The organism is Pseudomonas sp. JQ170C (genome assembly GCF_035581345.1).
Taxonomy (GTDB): domain Bacteria; phylum Pseudomonadota; class Gammaproteobacteria; order Pseudomonadales; family Pseudomonadaceae; genus Aquipseudomonas.
Genome location: NZ_CP141608.1, coordinates 3,464,448 through 3,479,502, shown reverse-complemented (window position 1 = coordinate 3,479,502; position 15,055 = coordinate 3,464,448). Strand labels below are relative to the sequence as shown.

General features: G+C 61.7%; 12 protein-coding genes. 4 read left to right on the top strand and 8 right to left on the bottom strand.

The window, feature by feature from the left end; translation table 11 throughout:
* Positions 1-2: 2 nt before the first annotated feature.
* From U9R80_RS15565 to U9R80_RS15550, 4 genes are all read right to left on the bottom strand, one after another.
* Positions 3-332 (bottom strand): Hpt domain-containing protein, encoded by a 330-nt coding sequence (locus U9R80_RS15565; RefSeq protein WP_301841166.1) that lies wholly within the window; start codon positions 330-332, stop codon positions 3-5.
* The gene (locus tag U9R80_RS15560; protein ID WP_301841167.1) at positions 247-3,285 is read right to left on the bottom strand and encodes a transporter substrate-binding domain-containing protein; all 3,039 of its coding nucleotides are present in this window, start codon (positions 3,283-3,285) and stop codon (positions 247-249) included. Before U9R80_RS15560 ends, U9R80_RS15565 begins: the two co-directional genes overlap by 86 nt.
* A gap of 7 nt (positions 3,286-3,292) precedes the next feature.
* Positions 3,293-3,904 carry a response regulator transcription factor gene (locus U9R80_RS15555; protein WP_301841168.1) on the bottom strand — a complete coding sequence of 204 codons (612 nt, stop codon included), beginning with the start codon at positions 3,902-3,904 and terminating at the stop codon, positions 3,293-3,295.
* Positions 3,905-4,140: 236 nt separating this feature from the next.
* Entirely contained in the window at positions 4,141-6,387 is a 2,247-nt protein-coding gene (locus tag U9R80_RS15550) for a FepA family TonB-dependent siderophore receptor (protein WP_301841169.1), read from the bottom strand.
* An 831-nt stretch (positions 6,388-7,218) separates the two neighbouring features.
* Here U9R80_RS15550 and U9R80_RS15545 point away from each other — a divergent pair.
* Positions 7,219-7,350, top strand: coding sequence for a hypothetical protein (locus U9R80_RS15545; protein WP_301843400.1), 132 nt, complete (start codon positions 7,219-7,221; stop codon positions 7,348-7,350).
* Between the two features lie 149 nt (positions 7,351-7,499).
* Here the strand turns inward: U9R80_RS15545 and U9R80_RS15540 are convergent, their stop codons facing one another.
* From U9R80_RS15540 to U9R80_RS15530, 3 genes are read right to left on the bottom strand one after another with little or no spacing between them, the layout of a single operon-like run.
* The gene (locus U9R80_RS15540) at positions 7,500-8,954 is read right to left on the bottom strand and encodes a curlin (RefSeq protein ID WP_301843399.1); all 1,455 of its coding nucleotides are present in this window, start codon (positions 8,952-8,954) and stop codon (positions 7,500-7,502) included.
* A gap of 16 nt (positions 8,955-8,970) precedes the next feature.
* On the bottom strand, positions 8,971-9,438 hold the full coding sequence (locus U9R80_RS15535; protein ID WP_301843398.1) for a curlin: 468 nt from the start codon (positions 9,436-9,438) through the stop codon (positions 8,971-8,973).
* A 24-nt stretch (positions 9,439-9,462) separates the two neighbouring features.
* Entirely contained in the window at positions 9,463-9,693 is a 231-nt protein-coding gene (locus tag U9R80_RS15530; protein ID WP_301843397.1) for a hypothetical protein, read from the bottom strand.
* 236 nt (positions 9,694-9,929) lie between these two features.
* On the opposite strand from U9R80_RS15530, the gene U9R80_RS15525 reads away from it, so the two are divergent.
* From U9R80_RS15525 to U9R80_RS15515, 3 genes are all read left to right on the top strand, one after another.
* Positions 9,930-11,399 carry a sensor histidine kinase gene (locus tag U9R80_RS15525; RefSeq protein WP_301843396.1) on the top strand — a complete coding sequence of 490 codons (1,470 nt, stop codon included), beginning with the start codon at positions 9,930-9,932 and terminating at the stop codon, positions 11,397-11,399.
* Positions 11,400-11,755: 356 nt separating this feature from the next.
* A complete protein-coding gene (locus U9R80_RS15520; protein ID WP_301843395.1) occupies positions 11,756-13,246 on the top strand; it encodes a sensor histidine kinase in 1,491 nt (496 codons plus the stop codon).
* Entirely contained in the window at positions 13,221-14,654 is a 1,434-nt protein-coding gene (locus U9R80_RS15515) for a sigma-54-dependent transcriptional regulator (RefSeq protein ID WP_301843394.1), read from the top strand. The genes U9R80_RS15520 and U9R80_RS15515 overlap by 26 nt, the downstream gene beginning before the upstream one ends.
* A gap of 69 nt (positions 14,655-14,723) precedes the next feature.
* Here U9R80_RS15515 and U9R80_RS15510 read toward each other — a convergent pair whose 3' ends face one another.
* Positions 14,724-15,020: a hypothetical protein gene (locus U9R80_RS15510; RefSeq protein ID WP_301843393.1), complete on the bottom strand. Its 297-nt coding sequence runs from the start codon at positions 15,018-15,020 to the stop codon at positions 14,724-14,726.
* Between the last annotated feature and the right edge of the window lie 35 nt (positions 15,021-15,055).

The window sequence follows — 15,055 nt, the reverse complement described above, 5'->3', positions numbered from 1 at the left end:
GGTCAGGTCGTGCGGCCCTGTTTCAGTTGTCGGTCCAGGGCCCGCAGGCTTTTCTCCAGGGTGGCGAGCTTGGCGTACAGTTGATCGTTCGCCGCGCCGCCCACGCAGGCCTGTTCCAGTGCCTCGCTGTGGCGTACCACCCCCCGGGCCTTGAGCAGCTTGGCCCCGCCCTTGATCCGGTGGGCGAAGGCACGTATGGCCTGGCGTGAAGGCTGCGGGCCCAGGGCATGCAGGGCCTTGAGGTCTTCATGGTTGCTCTGGGCCAGTTGGTGCAGCAAACGCTCGACCAATGCCGGGTCGCCCAGTGTCAGGTACCTGAGATTTGTCGACATCGAAGCCGCTGGCATGCTCGTCCAGCGGCGTGGCGGCCCGGGGGAGGGGGGCGATAGCCGAATAGAGATGATGGCGCAGCTCGTTCAGGCTGATGGGTTTGAACAGGCAGTCGTTCATGCCGCTGTCCAGGCAATGCTGGCGCTCTTCGGCCTGGGCATTGGCCGTCAAGCCGAGGATCAGGCAGGCAGGCCGTTGCTGCTGTTGCTCAAGCAGGCGGATGCGCCGCGCCAGTTGATGGCCGTCCATGACCGGCATGTGGCAGTCGGTGATGACCACATCGAACGGCTGCGCTTGCCACAACGCCAGCGCTTGCTCGCCGTCTTGCGCCAGGTGGACCTCATGGCCGAGCACGCCCAATTGCCGTTCCAGCAACATGAGGTTGGCGGGGTAGTCGTCGACAATCAGGATCGACTGCCGGGGTGTCTGGAGGGGGAGTGAGACCGGTTCAGGCTCCGGGCACTGAATGGGCTCGGCCACGGGCAGCAAGAGCGTGACCTGCATGCGCGTGCCTTGGCCTTCTTTGCTGTACAGCTGCAGATCGCCACCCATCAATTGGCACAGGTTGCGGCTGATGACCAGCCCCAGGCCGGCGCCTTGCCGCGTGCCTTGGGGGGCGACCTGGGAAAAACTGTGGAACAAGCGTTGCTGGTCGTCGGCGCTGATTCCGATGCCGGTGTCCTTGACCCACAAGGTAACGGCCAGGTGTCCTGCCTGGCGGTCATCGACTTGCATGCCCACCGTGACGCTGCCGTGCTCCGTGAACTTGAGTGCATTGCTGAGCAGATTGGAGAGGACCTGCTTGAGGCGCACGGGGTCGACCAGCACCGCTTGCCCGGTCGTCTGCAGATCAGTGCCAAGGTGCAGGCGCTTGAGCCGGGCAATGCCCTCGAATACTCGAACGGTGGCATTGACCAGGGTGTTCAGGTCCGTTGCCTGGGGCGCGAGGGTCATGTGCCCGGCCTCAATGCGTGCGATATCGAGGATGTCGCCGATCAGTTCCAGCAAACCGTTGGCCGAGGTGAAGGCGACTTGCAGCGATTCGCGGTCGGCCTGGCCGTGCTCGGCCTCTTTGATCGCCAGCTCCAGCAGGCCGATGACCGCGTTCATGGGGGTACGGATTTCATGGCTCATGGTGGCCAGGAAGGTGCTTTTCGCCCGGCTGGCCTGTTCCGCCTGGTCCTTGGCCACGCGCAATTGCTCAAGCAATCGCTGACTGAAGCCCAGCTCCTGTTGCAAGGCCTGTTCGGCCTCGCTGCGCGCCTTGAGTACGTTGCGCAGGTAGCGGTTCCAGAGAATCACAGCGCTGATCACCAGGCCGGCGCCCAGCACAATCATCGCCACCAGCTTGCGGTAGTTGTACCAGGGGCTGTCGCTGATCAGTGCATTGGTCTGCCAACGGCCGGTCAGTTTGGCCATGTCGTCCGGCGCGATGCTGAGCAGGGCCTTGTTGAGGATCGAGTGCAGCACCGTGGCGTCACGGCCGACGGCGAAGTGTGTGGTACCCGGCTGGTCACTGAGGATCGTGGCGATGTGCAGGCGGTCCTTGAACATCCGGCTGATGAAGTAGGCGGCGTTGCTCTGCGAGGCCAGGGCGGCGTCGACTTTGCCCTCCACCACATGCTCCATCAGCGTCAACGGGTCATCGACTTCAACCAGCGTGATGGGGGCGAATTGCGCATGCAGTTCGGCTTTCAGGGGGTGGCCGCGCAGCAGGGCCAGGCGCTTGCCTTTGAGTTGCTCGGCGCTCTGTACCGCACCAGGGCTGTTGCGGGTGACCAGCACGCGCGGGCTGATCAGGTAGGGCCGACTGAAGTGCAATGTCGCTTCGCGCGCGGGGCTTGGCGCCAGGGCGGCGGCAACATCGGCGCTGCCTTGCTCGACCCGGGCGACCAGGTCGGCCAGCGAATCCACGTGCAGGATGTCGAACTTCAGCCCTGTGCGCAGGCTGACCTGCTCCAGCACATCGGCTGTGATGCCGCGAAATTGCTGGTTGTCGTCATAGAAACTCAAGGGCGCGAAATACTTGTTGAAGGCGACCCGCACCACGGGATGCTGCTCGATCCAGGCACGCTCGGCGGCGTCGAGGTCCAGTGTGCTGCGATCGAGCAGCACTCTGGCACTGCCACCGGTCCAGCGGCGCAGGATGTTCAAGCGCTCGCTGTCGCTGATACCGCCCAGGGCGAGATTCACCAGGCGTAGCAGGGTGGTGTCTTCACGGAGCATGGCAAGGGCGAACCCACCACGGACGTTCTTGATGAAGTGATCGATCTGCACGCGGCCCAGGTAGTTGCGGGTAATCAGGTAGTCACTGCTGACCGCGTCGCCGAGGAACGCGTCGGCCTGCCCCAGGGCAACGGCTGAAAGGCCGGCCAGCACCGAGTTGTACAGTTGCAGCCTGGCCTGGGGATACAGGTCATTGACGGTGTGGGTGGGCAGGTAATGGTCGACCATGGCCAGGCGCAAGCCGTCGAGGGAGGCATCGGCAGGCAGCCGCTTGCCGGCGGCGGTCACGATCACCGGCTGGTCGTCGGTGTAGGGACGACTGAGCACCAGGTGCGCGTGCGCCGCCTCGAAGCCGTTGGCGCTACCAAGCAGGTCGATCTGCCCCGCCTGCAGGGCAGCGACGGCCTGGTCACGATTGGCAAAACGGCGAACCTCGATGGGAATGCCCAACAGCTCGCTGATCAGCCCGGCGAAGTCGGCCGTCAACCCCTCGTATTCGTTGTCACTGACATTGATATCGAAGGGGGGGTAGTCGGGCGATGACGTGCCCAGGCGTAGCCGCTGCTTGTCGCTCAGCCAGCGCCGGTCTTCAGGCGAGAGGTTCGGCGCGACGCTACTGCTGACCGAGCGTGCCAACAACTGGCGGGGTTCGCCAGTGTCCGCGGCATGGGAAGGGGGCGGCAAAAAGGCAAGCAAACTGCCGAGCAGCAGTACAGTCAGCAGGTGCATGGGCGGTTCAGAGCGCGTTGCGCCTGGACAGCTCGAACAAGGCTACCAGCGAGCTGACTTCGAGCTTCTCCATGATCCGGGTCTTGTAGGTGCTGATGGTCTTCGCGCTCAGGAGCATGCGGTCGGCAATTTCGTTGTTCGACTCTCCCCGTGCCAATAGCCGCAGTACGTTCAACTCCTGGTCGGATAGTTTGGACAGGCGTTCCGCTTCGCTCTTGAGCGGGCTGCGAAAGTTCGACAGGTCAGGGAACAGCGAGTAGCCCTTGAGGATCGCGTCCATGGCGAAGGTGACGGCCGTCAGGTCGTTGTCCTTGGCGACGAATGCCGATGCACCGGCATCCAGGCAACGTCGGGCAAACAGGTCAGCGGGCTGAGCGGTGAGCACCAGCACCCGGGGGGGCGGGGCGAGGGTGCGCAGACTCCTGAGCACGCTCAGGCCGTCCATTTTTTTCAGGCCAAGGTCAAGTATCACTACTTCTGGACAATGCTTGCGCGCCAACGCTACGGCGTTGGAGCCATCGGCGGTTTCACCGACGATTTGATGGCGATCGCGTTCAAGCAAGGTAATCAACGCATAGCGAACTATCGCATGATCCTCAACAATCAACACCGAGGTCATTGTGCAACTCCATAATCGGGTCTGTGGGGCTAATTCCCGAGTGGTTCAGGAAGGTAAATCTGGCCGTAGCCGGAAGGGCGCCCACGATATGTCGAATTAAGGAGCGATAGTATAGGAAGTGTGCTGGCGTGGATTAAAACGGGCTAAAACTGAGAGTATTCCTACAAACTAATGATGCTAAAACGATAAATCTTGGGGTGCAGGCCGACGTTTTATCGCCGGCCTGGTGTAGGACCTTAGAAAGAGGTAGTAAAGGAGGCGTAGTAAGCGCGACCGGGTTCGTTGTAGGTCAGTGCGCCAGCCTCATCGGAATTGCCTTCGCGATACAGGCGCTTGTCGAAGAGGTTGTTCACGCCGACGCGCACGCTCAAGTGCTTGTTGAATTCATAGCCGCTGCTGATACCCACCAGGCCATAGGGCTCGACCTCTTTCTGCACATTCTTGTCCAGGGCCTCGTTGGCGCGGGCGTTGTAGCTCGGTGGCTCCTGCTTGCCGTAATAGGTGCCGTTGATCTGGAACGAAAGCTTCTCGGTGGCGTTCCAGTCCAGCGTGGTGTTGACGGTGTATTCGGGAATGATGCTCAGGGGTTCACCGGTCTTCTTGTCTTCGGACTCGATCATGTAGGTGAAGTTGGTGTTCCAGTCCAGGCTTGGGCTCAGGGCAATGAACACGTTGCCTTCCACACCTTCTACCACCGCCTTGTCGGTGTTTTCCCAGCGCAGGATGCGGCGGCCGTTGGGCAGGCGGAACAATGTCTGGTTGCCGGCCTCGATCTTGTTCTTGTAGTCGTTGCGAAAGTAGGTCGCGCTGGTGCGCCACGTGCCCTTGTCGTAGGCCAGGCCCAGCTCTTTGTTGACGCTGGTTTCCGGGTCCAGGTTGGCGTTGCCCAGCAAGTAGCAGCCGCCGTTGTTCAGCTCGCTGGAGTTGCAGCCACCGCCGCGGCTATAGAGCAGGTAGTTGGGGTTGGACTGGTACATGTTCGGCGTCTTGTAGGCGCGCGCGATACCGCCCTTGATGCTCAGTGCCTCGGTGATCTGGTGCGAGGCGTTCAGGCTCGGGCTCCAGTTACCGCCGAAGTCTTCATGGTGATCGTAGCGCAGCCCCGGGGTGACGATGGTGTTGCTGCCGACCTCGATGTTGTCTTCGGTGTACAGGGCGTAGCTGTGCGCGGTGCTCTTGGTCTGGGCGCGGTCAAAGCCCGACAGTTCGCTGCCTGGGTCATAGCTTTGCGGGCGCAGGGAGCCTGGATCGTTGAGCGACTCGTAGAGGTATTCGCCACCCAGGGTCAGCACTTGCTCGAGCCCTGCGCTCAGCGGCAGGTTGATCTCGCCGGTGGCGCGGGTGTTGCGCAGGCGCGATTCAAAGCGACCGGCACCGTCGGACGGCGCACCTTCGCCCCAGCCGGCCAGGCCTTCGTTGAGGCGCTCGTTACGGGTCAGGTCGTAGGACAGCGATGCCGTGCTGGTGCCCCAGTCATAGTCGCCGCGGTGGGTGCCGGCGAAGCTTGAGCGTTGCATCACGTTGGTTTCCTTGCCCACCTGGCTTTCGACGAACTCGCCACCGGCGTTGAGCATGGTGTCGCCGGCAAAAATATTGCCCTGGCGGCTGTAGCTGGATTCCAGGTCGACGGTGTTGGACGGGTCGATCTTCCAGCTCACCAGGCCATTGACGTCCTTGTTGCGCACGCCTTCGCGGCCGGCCATCAAGGACTCCTCAAAGGCCTGGTGGTCGCTGTTGATCTTCATGTCGTCGGCGTCGGTCTTGTTCAGGCTGCCGTACACGCGAAAGATCACGTCGTCGCTGATCGGTCCGCTGAGGCTGAAGTTGGCGCGCTTGCCCATGCCTTCGGCGTCATCTTCGGGAAACACGCTGTAGACGGTCATCGAACCACGATAATCCTGGGTCGGGCGCTTGGTGATGATGTTCACCACACCGCCCATGGCGCCGGAGCCGTAGCGCGCGGCTGCCGGGCCGCGCAGGATCTCGATGCGCTCGACTTCTTCAGCCGGTACCCAGTTGGTTTCGCCGCGGGTGTCGCGGTCGCCACTCCAGCCATAGCGCACGGCATTGCGCGAGGTGGAGGGCTTGCCATCGATCAGCACCAAGGTGTTTTCCGGGCCCATGCCGCGCAGGTCGATCTGGCGGTTGTTGCCGCGGGCGCCGCTGCTGCTGTTGCCGGTGAGGTTGACCCCCGGTTCGCGGCGAATGATGTCGGACAGGTCGTTGACCGGCGGGCGCTTCTTGATGTCTTCAGCGGTGATGATCGACACCCCCGGCGCTTGCTTGAGTTCCTCCTCGGCGGTGCCCAGCACCCGGGTGTCTTCCAGTTCGATGGCCTGGCGGCTGCCGGCGACCGGCAGGTCGGTGGGCTGGACCTGGACTTCGCCATGATCCAGGGGCAGGGGAGCAGCGGTGAGGGAGGTGGTGCCCAGCGTTGCCAGCACGGCAAGACTCAAGGGGCAGAATGTGAAGCGCGACGCCATGTCAGATCTCTCCTGGTACCTAAAGTGAGCGGAATGGCAAAAGGCCAGAACGCCCGGAAGGTCGAGAATGATATGGATTATCATTCGCAAGTAAAGGTGTCAGGAAAGAAATAAAATTTTAAGGCTCTTCACGGATTTACGGGTTTGATGTTCTTTGTGGATTTGTGGATTTGTGGCGTTGAGTGCTGCGGGCTTATCCATTTGCCAAGGCGGCGCCCAGTCACCTTTGCGCCCTTACGGCGCCTTACTTTTTTTCAGTCGAAAAAAAAAGTAAGCAAAAAATTCTCGCCCCACCAGGGGCCCTACGCTCCGCTCCGGGTCCCCTCACTCCGGTGTCGCTACGGGGTATCGCGGCCTACGAGTTGCAAGCAACTCTACGTCTCGCGACTTCGGCTAACGCCGAAGGTGCTTCGCACTCACCCCTCCACGACACCTCCGCTCGGCCCTTCTGGTTAACGGGGCAGGTAGATCAAAAGCAAGATCAAAAGCAAAAGCAAAAGAGCGGTGCTTACTGACTCACCGTGGTCCAAAAGCAAGAGCGCAGCGAATTGTGCTCTTGATCTTGATCCACCCGCCCCGTTAACCAGAAGGGCCGAGCGTAGGTGTCGTGGAGGGGCTAGCGCGAAGCGCCTTCGGCCGTGGCCGAAGTTGCGAAGCGTAGACTTGGCGAAGCAAGTCGTAGCTCGCAATGCCCCGTAGCGACACCGTAGCGAGGGGACCCGTAGCGAAGCGCAGGGCCCCTGGTGGGGCGAGACCTTTGTGTTCCTTTGGGGCGTTTGCCAAAGGAACCCGCCGTAAGGGCGGAAGGGGCCAGTGGCACCACCACACAAAATGGATAAGCTCACCACCGCCACCGCCACCGCCACCGCCACCGCCACCGCCACCGCCACCGCCACCGCCACCGCCACCGCCACCGCCACCCAAGCCAAACTTTCCCGACAATCCGTAAAGAACCAATTTTAAGGCGAGGCTCTGGGGCGTGGGTTGTGGCAGGGCATAAAGAAAAAGGACCGCTATCACCCCCATCGGTGGTAGCGGCCAAGCGGGAAAATTCGGGGTGGTTGATCGCGGGGCAAACGCGCTTCAGGAGCGCGCTTGCCCCGCGAAAGCGCTTACTGCTGCAACACCGTGGCCTGGTTGCGGTCACCAAACTGCTGGACGGTGGCCGTCATGCTCGCACCACTCTGATCGACCATGGCCTGGTTACCCGAGCCGCCCTGGGTCACGTAGGCAACGTTGACGCCATCGGTCTGGGTGATGGTGGCTTTGTTGTTGTCGCCATACAGCTGCCAGGTGTAGCTCTGGTTGCCGGTGCCGGACTGGTCCAGCTTGATGTTGTTGTTCACGCCAATGCTGGTACCGGCGGCATAGTTGTCGTTGCCGCGCTGGTCGGCGATCAGCAAGTTGTCGCTGCCGTTCTGATCGAAGTACAGCTCGTTGTTGACGTCGGCCTGGATCACTTCGACAACGTTGTCCTTGCCGTTCTGGTTCAGGCGCGCCACTTGGTTGGTGTCCTTCTGGGTCAGGTTGGCGCTGTTGCCCATGCCGGACTGGTTGATCTCGGCGCGTTGACCGCTGCCGAACTGGCCACCCTTCTTGTCGCCTTTCCAGTTGCTGGCCAGGACCGTGTTGCCTGTACCGGAGGAGGTGACCGAGAGCACATGGTTTTCGCCGGTCTGGTAGGTGTAGCTGAGGTTGCCCGAACCCGATTGCACCAGCGTGGAGAGCGATCCGATCGCCTCAAACTGATCGGCATACAGGGCGTTGAGGTCGCCAACCTGGAAAACGCTGGTGACGTTGTTGCTACCGTAGCTCTGGTCGACGACGCTTTCGTTGGTCTGGCCGATCTGGGTGATGGTTGCCTCACTTCTGAGCTGGGAGTCCTGCCAGACTTCGGTGGAGTTGCCCTTGTCGATCTGGTTGATGGTGACGGTACCGCCCTGGCCGTCGCGCTGGTCGCCATAGGCCCAGTTGTCGTCGCCGGTCTGGTAGATGCCGATCTGCCCGCTGTTGTGGGTGATATGTTCGGAAGCGGCATAGTTGTTGGTGCCCGCCTGGATGATCAGCGCACTGTTGATGCCGCTGGTGGCCAGGGTGGGGTTCAGTTGCTCGGCAAAGGCGCGGTTGTCGTTGCCGTACTGCTGGGTGGTGGCCTGGCTACTGGTCTGGGCGTCCTGGTAGACGAACGAGAAGTTGCCGTTGCCTTCCTGGGTCTGCAGGGACTGGTTCTCGATGCCCAGGGACTGGCTGGCGTGGGTGTTGCTGGTGGTGCCGGATGATTGCTGGTTGATCTGGCTGCCGAACTCGTACAGTTGCTCGGCATAGCCTGCGTTGTAGTCACCCACAGTGCTCTGGTTGATGGTGCTGTCGCCACCTTGCTGAACGGCCATGTGGTTGTTGCCCACGCCGACCTGGTTCTGGGTGGCAGTGCTCTTGGGAGCGGCTGTCTGTTTGACTTCGGCAATGTTTTCGGTGCCGGTCTGGTTCTGGGTGGACTGGCTGTCGGCCATGACCTGGCCGGCAAGGGCCAGAACAATGGCGGCGCTGAGGGGAGCGAGCTTGAACATGGTGTTGCCTCCAGGTTTAACGGTATTGGTTGACTTGCACGTGCTGCCCGCTACCGGCCTGAATCACGGAGCTTGAGAGCCCCGTACCGGCTTGAACGATGCTGGCACTGTTGCTATTTCCGTATTGCTCGATCTGGGCCCGGTTGTTACTGCCGCTCTGGGTGATCGAAGCGTCGTTGCCGTAACCTTGCTGCGTAATGGTTGCCATCAGGTCACTGCCTTGCTGCAGGATGTACGCCTCCTGTGCCCCGCCGGACTGGACGATCCGGCCCAACAGGGCTTGGCCATCCTGGCCAATGGCGGCGCGGTTGGACTGGCCGTTCTGATCGATCAACGCCTGTTGCCCGGCGGGCAGTGGCAGCATCGACAGCGGTTCGCCCAGGTCACCGCCAACGGCGAGGTCGGCGTTATCCATCAGGTCATCGGCCAGGGCGGCCTGACCGATCAAGGTCAGGCAAAGCAGTAGGCTGGTCAGGCGCGCCATGGTCGTTTCTCCTGTTGTTGCCGGTTACTGCACGGTGACCGGCACGGTACGAACGGTGCCCTGACTACTGCGGATGGTCGCCGTCGGTGCCGAGGTCGGCACCACCGTCGTGCTGTTGCTCAGGTACAGGTCGAGCATTCGACCGTGGGTATCCCGATGCCAGGCGGCGAGGTAGGGCCCAGGGGCTACTGCATACGGCGCGGCCTGGGCCGGTGCCTGGATCCGTAAAGCCAGCGTGTGGGGTGGACGGTGCATGAGTCTTCCCTCTTGCAATCGAGCCCATGGGCGTGGGGCCTTTGCAGGAAGCTCGGCAAGTTCCATACCAATGTTGTCAAACACGCCAAACGCGAGGGCTACAGGGCCGTCGGGGGTGTTTTCGGCGTGTCAGTGGCCGGGGCCGATGACCCAGGGTTGGGGGCGATTGGGGGAACAGCACGGGGTAAATTCGGGAACTGGGCTATAACCTTAGAAGTCATCTGCCGGAGTTCGCGATGGACCTGCAATCACGCCTGGATTCGCCACCCCTGCAAGAAACCTCGCACCCCGCCGGTACGGGCAAGCGGCCCTTTAACCTGCTGCGCTGGTATGCCTTTGTCAGCCTGGCGATCATCCTCTCGGTGGCGGTGGGCCTGGGGCTGATTTCCAGCCGCTTCGTGATCAACGAAAGCGTCGAGCGCGATGCGCTGTTGACCGCGCAGTTCATCCAGGCGATCGCCGCGGCCGAGGTACGCCATGTGTCCATTCCCAACGTGCGCACCATGGGCGAATTGCTCGACCCGCGGCTGGACCTGAGCTACCCGGATGTCGATCCCCAGGCCCGGCGCAGCGCCCGGGGCGAGTTTCTCGACCATGTGGCCAACCTGCCCGACATGCTCCTGGCCAACATCTATGCGCCGGATCGCACGGTGATCTGGTCAAGCAACCCGGCGCTGGTGGGCAAGATGATCGAATCCGATGAAGACCTCGATACCGCCTTTGAAAACAAGGTGCGGGTCTCGGCCAGCTACCACGACGTTGACCAGGGGCGCAGCGAGCAGAAGTTCATCACCCCGCCTGAGCAACTGTTCATCGAGAACTACATTCCGCTGTTCGATGCCGATGGCGAGAACGTCACGGCCATGGTGGAGATCTACAAGGAGCCCCGTGACCTGATTCTGCGTATCGAGCGTGGCCTGCTGCTGATCTGGCTGGCCGTCGCAGTGGGCGCGACGCTGGTCTATGGGGGGCTGTTCTGGCTGATGTACCGCGCCAACCGGCAATTGGCGCTGCAGCAAAAGCGCTTGATCAACAACGAAACCTACGTGGCGCTGGGCGAGATGTCGTCAGCGGTTGCCCACAGTCTGCGTAACCCGCTGGCCAGCATCCGCTCCAGCGCGGAACTGGCCCAGGAGTTCGAGGAGGGCCCGGCCCAGAAGAACATTGGCGACATCATCAGCCAGGTCGATCGGATGTCGCACTGGGTTCGCCAATTGCTGCAGTCATTGCGCCCGCTCAACGATGAGCCCGCGCCGGTGGAGCTGGAACGGGTCCTGCAAGACAGCCTGCAGGCCTTCTCCCTGCCTCTCAAGCGCCAGGGCATCGTGGTCCAGGTAGACCCGCTGGCGGGTGTGCAGGTGTTCAGCCAATCGGTATTGCTGGGGCAGATCTTCAACAGCCTGATCGCCAACGCGCTGGAAGCGATGGCCGAAGGCGGCACCTTGCGCATCGAGCAGGTCAGCCTTAACCGCAAGACCTTGATCCTGCGCGTGTGTGACAGTGGCAAGGGCATGACCGAGGAGCAGCTGCACATGGCCATGAAGCCTTTTTTCACCACCAAGCAAGGCGGATTGGGCGTGGGCCTGGTGCTGGTCAAGCGGATCATGGAGCGCTTCGGTGGCGCAGTGCGGCTGACCAGCAGTGAAGGCGAGGGCACCTGCGTACAATTGACCTTCCGCGTGGTTCACCTGCTGCCTGCCAGCTGACGACATTCCCCCTTCTTTTACCCGACCTTTACCCGACTCTGGGGCAAAAATTCCCCAGGTTTATCTGATGCTGTTTATTAGGTAGTGCGCATAAGTCATTGAAAGTACATGCATGTCTTGAAGCGTTTGGCCGAGTAATTGCAGTTCGACATTGCCTGGCCATCAAACTGGTTGAGAGATCATGACCACGCGCCAGGGGGCACTGGAGCAGGTGCGAGGCCCGGCGGCCGGGGTGTTTGAAGTCCAGTAAAGGCAAAATACTATCACTGGTCGAAGGGCCATTAAATTTGTTGTAAAACTTCAGGACCTGTCTGAGCTATAAGTTTTAAGAAAATACAGCCCGCCAGGAAAACCCGATGCAGGTGCTGAACAAGAAACTGGCCGATGAGGGCCGCGTCACGCAATCAATACCCGACCGCAACTGGCGCGAGTTCAATCTGCTGCGCTGGTTTTCCGTGGTCAGTCTGTTGATCATCGCCTCGGTGGCGATCGGCCTTGGCTATGTCTCGACGCGCTTCGTCGTCAACGACAGCGTCGAGCGCGATGCCATGCTCACCGCGCAGTTCATCCAGGCCATGGCCCAGGCTGAAGTGCGGCATTCGCGCATTCCCCCCGGCACCACCATGGCCGAGCTGCTCGACCCGCGCCTGGATGGCCAGCATGCTCACGTCAGTGCCGACCTGGCCGCAGCGACCCGCAGCGAGTTTCTCGATCATGTCGAGCACCTGCCCGACACCTTGCTGAGCAATGTCTATGCCCTGGACCGGACCATCGTCTGGTCCACCAACCCGCAACTGATCGGCAAGAAGATCGACGCCGATCATGACCTCGACGAGTCGTTCAATTCCCAGATGCCGGTGTCGGCCAGCTATCACAAGGCCCATGAGGACCGCGAGGAACAGAAGTTCCTGCGCGAGCCCGAGTACCTGTTCATCGAAAACTACATCCCCATGTTCGACGACAGTGGCACCAAGGTGCTGTCGATGGTCGAGGTGTACAAGGAGCCCCAGGACCTGGTGCGGCGAATCCAGCGTGGCTATGTGCTGATCTGGACCTCGACCCTGCTCGGCGGTGCGCTGATCTACTTCGGCCTGTTCTGGATCGTGCGCCGCGCCGCCAGCATGCTGCAGACCCAGCAACGGCAACTTGTGGCCAGCGAAACCTTCGTCGCCCTGGGCGAAATGTCCTCGGCCGTCGCCCACAGCCTGCGCAATCCCCTGGCCACCATTCGCTCCAGCGCCGAGCTCGCCCAGGAGATTGCCAGCAGCCAGTCGCAGAAGAACATTGGCGACATCATCAGCCAGGTCGACCGTATGTCACGCTGGGTGCGCGAGCTACTGGTGTCGTTGCGGCCGCTGAAGGATGATGCCGAAGCGGTCGAGCTGGTGGCTGCCGTCGAAGACACCTGCAATGCTTTCACCCAGCAGATCGAGCGCAACAAGGTACAACTGCAGGTCAGCCTGCCGCCCTCGGCACAGGTGGTCAGCCAGCCGGTGTTGCTCACCCAGATCCTCAACAGCCTGTTTTCCAACGCCCTGGAGGCCATGCCCGGCGGCGGGCAACTGACCCTGGAGGTCGTTGAGCTCGCCAGTGAACGCAAGGTCCAGCTAACCTTGAGTGATACTGGCAAAGGCATGAGCCAGCAGCAGGAGCGCATGGTCTTCAAGCCGTTTTTTACCACCAAGCAGGGCGGCCTCGGGGTCGGCTTGGTGTTGGTCAAGCGCATCATGGAACGATTTGGCGGCTCGATTACCTTGAGCAGCCGCGAGGAGGAAGGAACCCGCGTATGCCTGATCTTTAATGTTGCGTCGGGAGGGGACCATGGAGCACAGCATCCTGGTAGTTGAGGATGATGAAATCCTCGCTGAGAACATCCAGACCTATCTGGAGCGTAAAGGCTTTGAGGTCACCGTTTGCCACAGCGCCGAGCAGGCGCTGGAGCAGTTGCAACAGTGCCAGCCAGATGCAGTCCTGACCGATAACTCGCTGCCTGGGATGAGCGGCCATGAGTTGCTCAAAGCGCTGACGGTACGGGCGCCGGAGCTCAAGGTGATCATGATGACCGGCTACGGCAACGTCGAGGATGCCGTGCTGGCGATGAAAGAGGGTGCGTTCCATTACCTGACCAAACCGGTGGTGCTGGCAGAGCTCAAGCTGATGCTCGACAAGGCCCTGGCGGCCGAGCGCATGGAGCGCACGCTGTCGTTCTACCAGGAGCGCGAGGCGCAGAAATCCGGCGGCCAGGCATTGATCGGCGAATCGCCGGCCATGCTCGGGCTCAAGCACACCCTCACGCAATTGCTCGACGCCGAACGGCGCATGGCCAGCGGTGACCTGCCGCCGGTGCTGGTGGAAGGCGAAACCGGTACCGGCAAGGAACTGGTGGCCCGTGCCCTGCATTTTGACGGCGCTCGCAGCAAAGGGCCGTTTATCGAGTTCAACTGCGCATCCATTCCCGCCAACCTTCTGGAGGCGGAACTGTTCGGCCATGAAAAGGGCGCATTCACCGATGCCAAGGACCGTCGGGTTGGCCTGGTGGAAGCGGCCGATGGCGGCACCCTGTTCCTGGACGAAATTGGCGAAATGGACCTGGTGTTGCAGGCCAAGCTGCTCAAATTGCTGGAAGACCGCACCATCCGCCGTATCGGTGCGGTCAAGGAGCGCAAGGTCGATCTGCGCATCATCAGCGCGACCAACTGCAACCTTGAGCAAATGGTGCAGCAGGGCAAGTTTCGTCGCGACCTGTTCTTCCGCCTGCGCATCATCTCGATCAAGGTGCCCAGGCTCTACGCCCGGGGCGAAGACATCCTGCTGCTGGCCCGGCACTTCCTGGCCCTGCACGGCAAGCGCTATGGCAAGACGCACCTGTACTTCAGCCCCGAGGCCGAGGAGTTGATGCTCAACTACAGCTGGCCGGGCAACGTGCGTGAGCTGCGCAACATGCTCGAACAGACCGTGCTGCTTGCACCGGACGAGGAGATCGCCCCGCATCAGCTCAATGTGTGCATGAGCCTGGTAGACGAACCACTGGATCTGCCGATGGCGCCTGTCAACGTTCATGAACTGCAAGGCAGCGCAGAAATACCGGGCACCACCAGCTTGCCGGAGGTGGAGCGCGACATGGTCCGCAAGATGCTCGACCGTACCGACTGGAACGTCACCAAGTCGGCACGGTTGCTGGGCTTGAGCCGGGACATGCTGCGCTACCGTATCGAGAAACTCGGCTTGACCCGCCCAGACAAACGCCAGTGGTAGGAGCGGGCTTGCCCCGCGATTGCGATCTGCCAGTCACATCGCCATCGCGGGGCAAGCCCGCTCCTACGTCTAGTAGCTGCCGGTGCTTTGATCGTCTTTCTCTGACCCTGTCCCATCACTGGGCTCACGCCGGGTGCCGTCGGTTTCGACGCCACCCTGACGGCCGTTGTCGTTGCCCTGGGTGCGGGGGTCGGTGCCGTTGGGCAGCGGGGTATCGGTGGGGTTGGTACCGGTGTTGACCCCCGGCAGCGCCGGTGTCGCCGGGGCCGTGTCGGGGTTGGGGTTGGTGGGGCCTGTGCTGCCGGCAAAGGCCTGGGCGCCGAGCAAGGCGCTGAAGATCAGGGCGGCAAGTGTGGTGCGGGTCATGGCCAAACTCCTTTTCATGAGCTGTCCAGACATTG

Coding starts and splice junctions, on each gene's coding strand:
- U9R80_RS15510 (WP_301843393.1), bottom strand. CDS start 15,020: ATGACCCGCACCACACTTGCCGCCCTGATCTTCAGCGCCTTGCTCGGC.
- U9R80_RS15540 (WP_301843399.1), bottom strand. CDS start 8,954: ATGTTCAAGCTCGCTCCCCTCAGCGCCGCCATTGTTCTGGCCCTTGCC.
- U9R80_RS15550 (WP_301841169.1), bottom strand. CDS start 6,387: ATGGCGTCGCGCTTCACATTCTGCCCCTTGAGTCTTGCCGTGCTGGCA.
- U9R80_RS15555 (WP_301841168.1), bottom strand. CDS start 3,904: ATGACCTCGGTGTTGATTGTTGAGGATCATGCGATAGTTCGCTATGCG.
- U9R80_RS15565 (WP_301841166.1), bottom strand. CDS start 332: ATGTCGACAAATCTCAGGTACCTGACACTGGGCGACCCGGCATTGGTC.
- U9R80_RS15560 (WP_301841167.1), bottom strand. CDS start 3,285: ATGCACCTGCTGACTGTACTGCTGCTCGGCAGTTTGCTTGCCTTTTTG.
- U9R80_RS15545 (WP_301843400.1), top strand. CDS start 7,219: ATGGATAAGCTCACCACCGCCACCGCCACCGCCACCGCCACCGCCACC.
- U9R80_RS15515 (WP_301843394.1), top strand. CDS start 13,221: ATGGAGCACAGCATCCTGGTAGTTGAGGATGATGAAATCCTCGCTGAG.
- U9R80_RS15535 (WP_301843398.1), bottom strand. CDS start 9,438: ATGGCGCGCCTGACCAGCCTACTGCTTTGCCTGACCTTGATCGGTCAG.
- U9R80_RS15520 (WP_301843395.1), top strand. CDS start 11,756: ATGCAGGTGCTGAACAAGAAACTGGCCGATGAGGGCCGCGTCACGCAA.
- U9R80_RS15525 (WP_301843396.1), top strand. CDS start 9,930: ATGGACCTGCAATCACGCCTGGATTCGCCACCCCTGCAAGAAACCTCG.
- U9R80_RS15530 (WP_301843397.1), bottom strand. CDS start 9,693: ATGCACCGTCCACCCCACACGCTGGCTTTACGGATCCAGGCACCGGCC.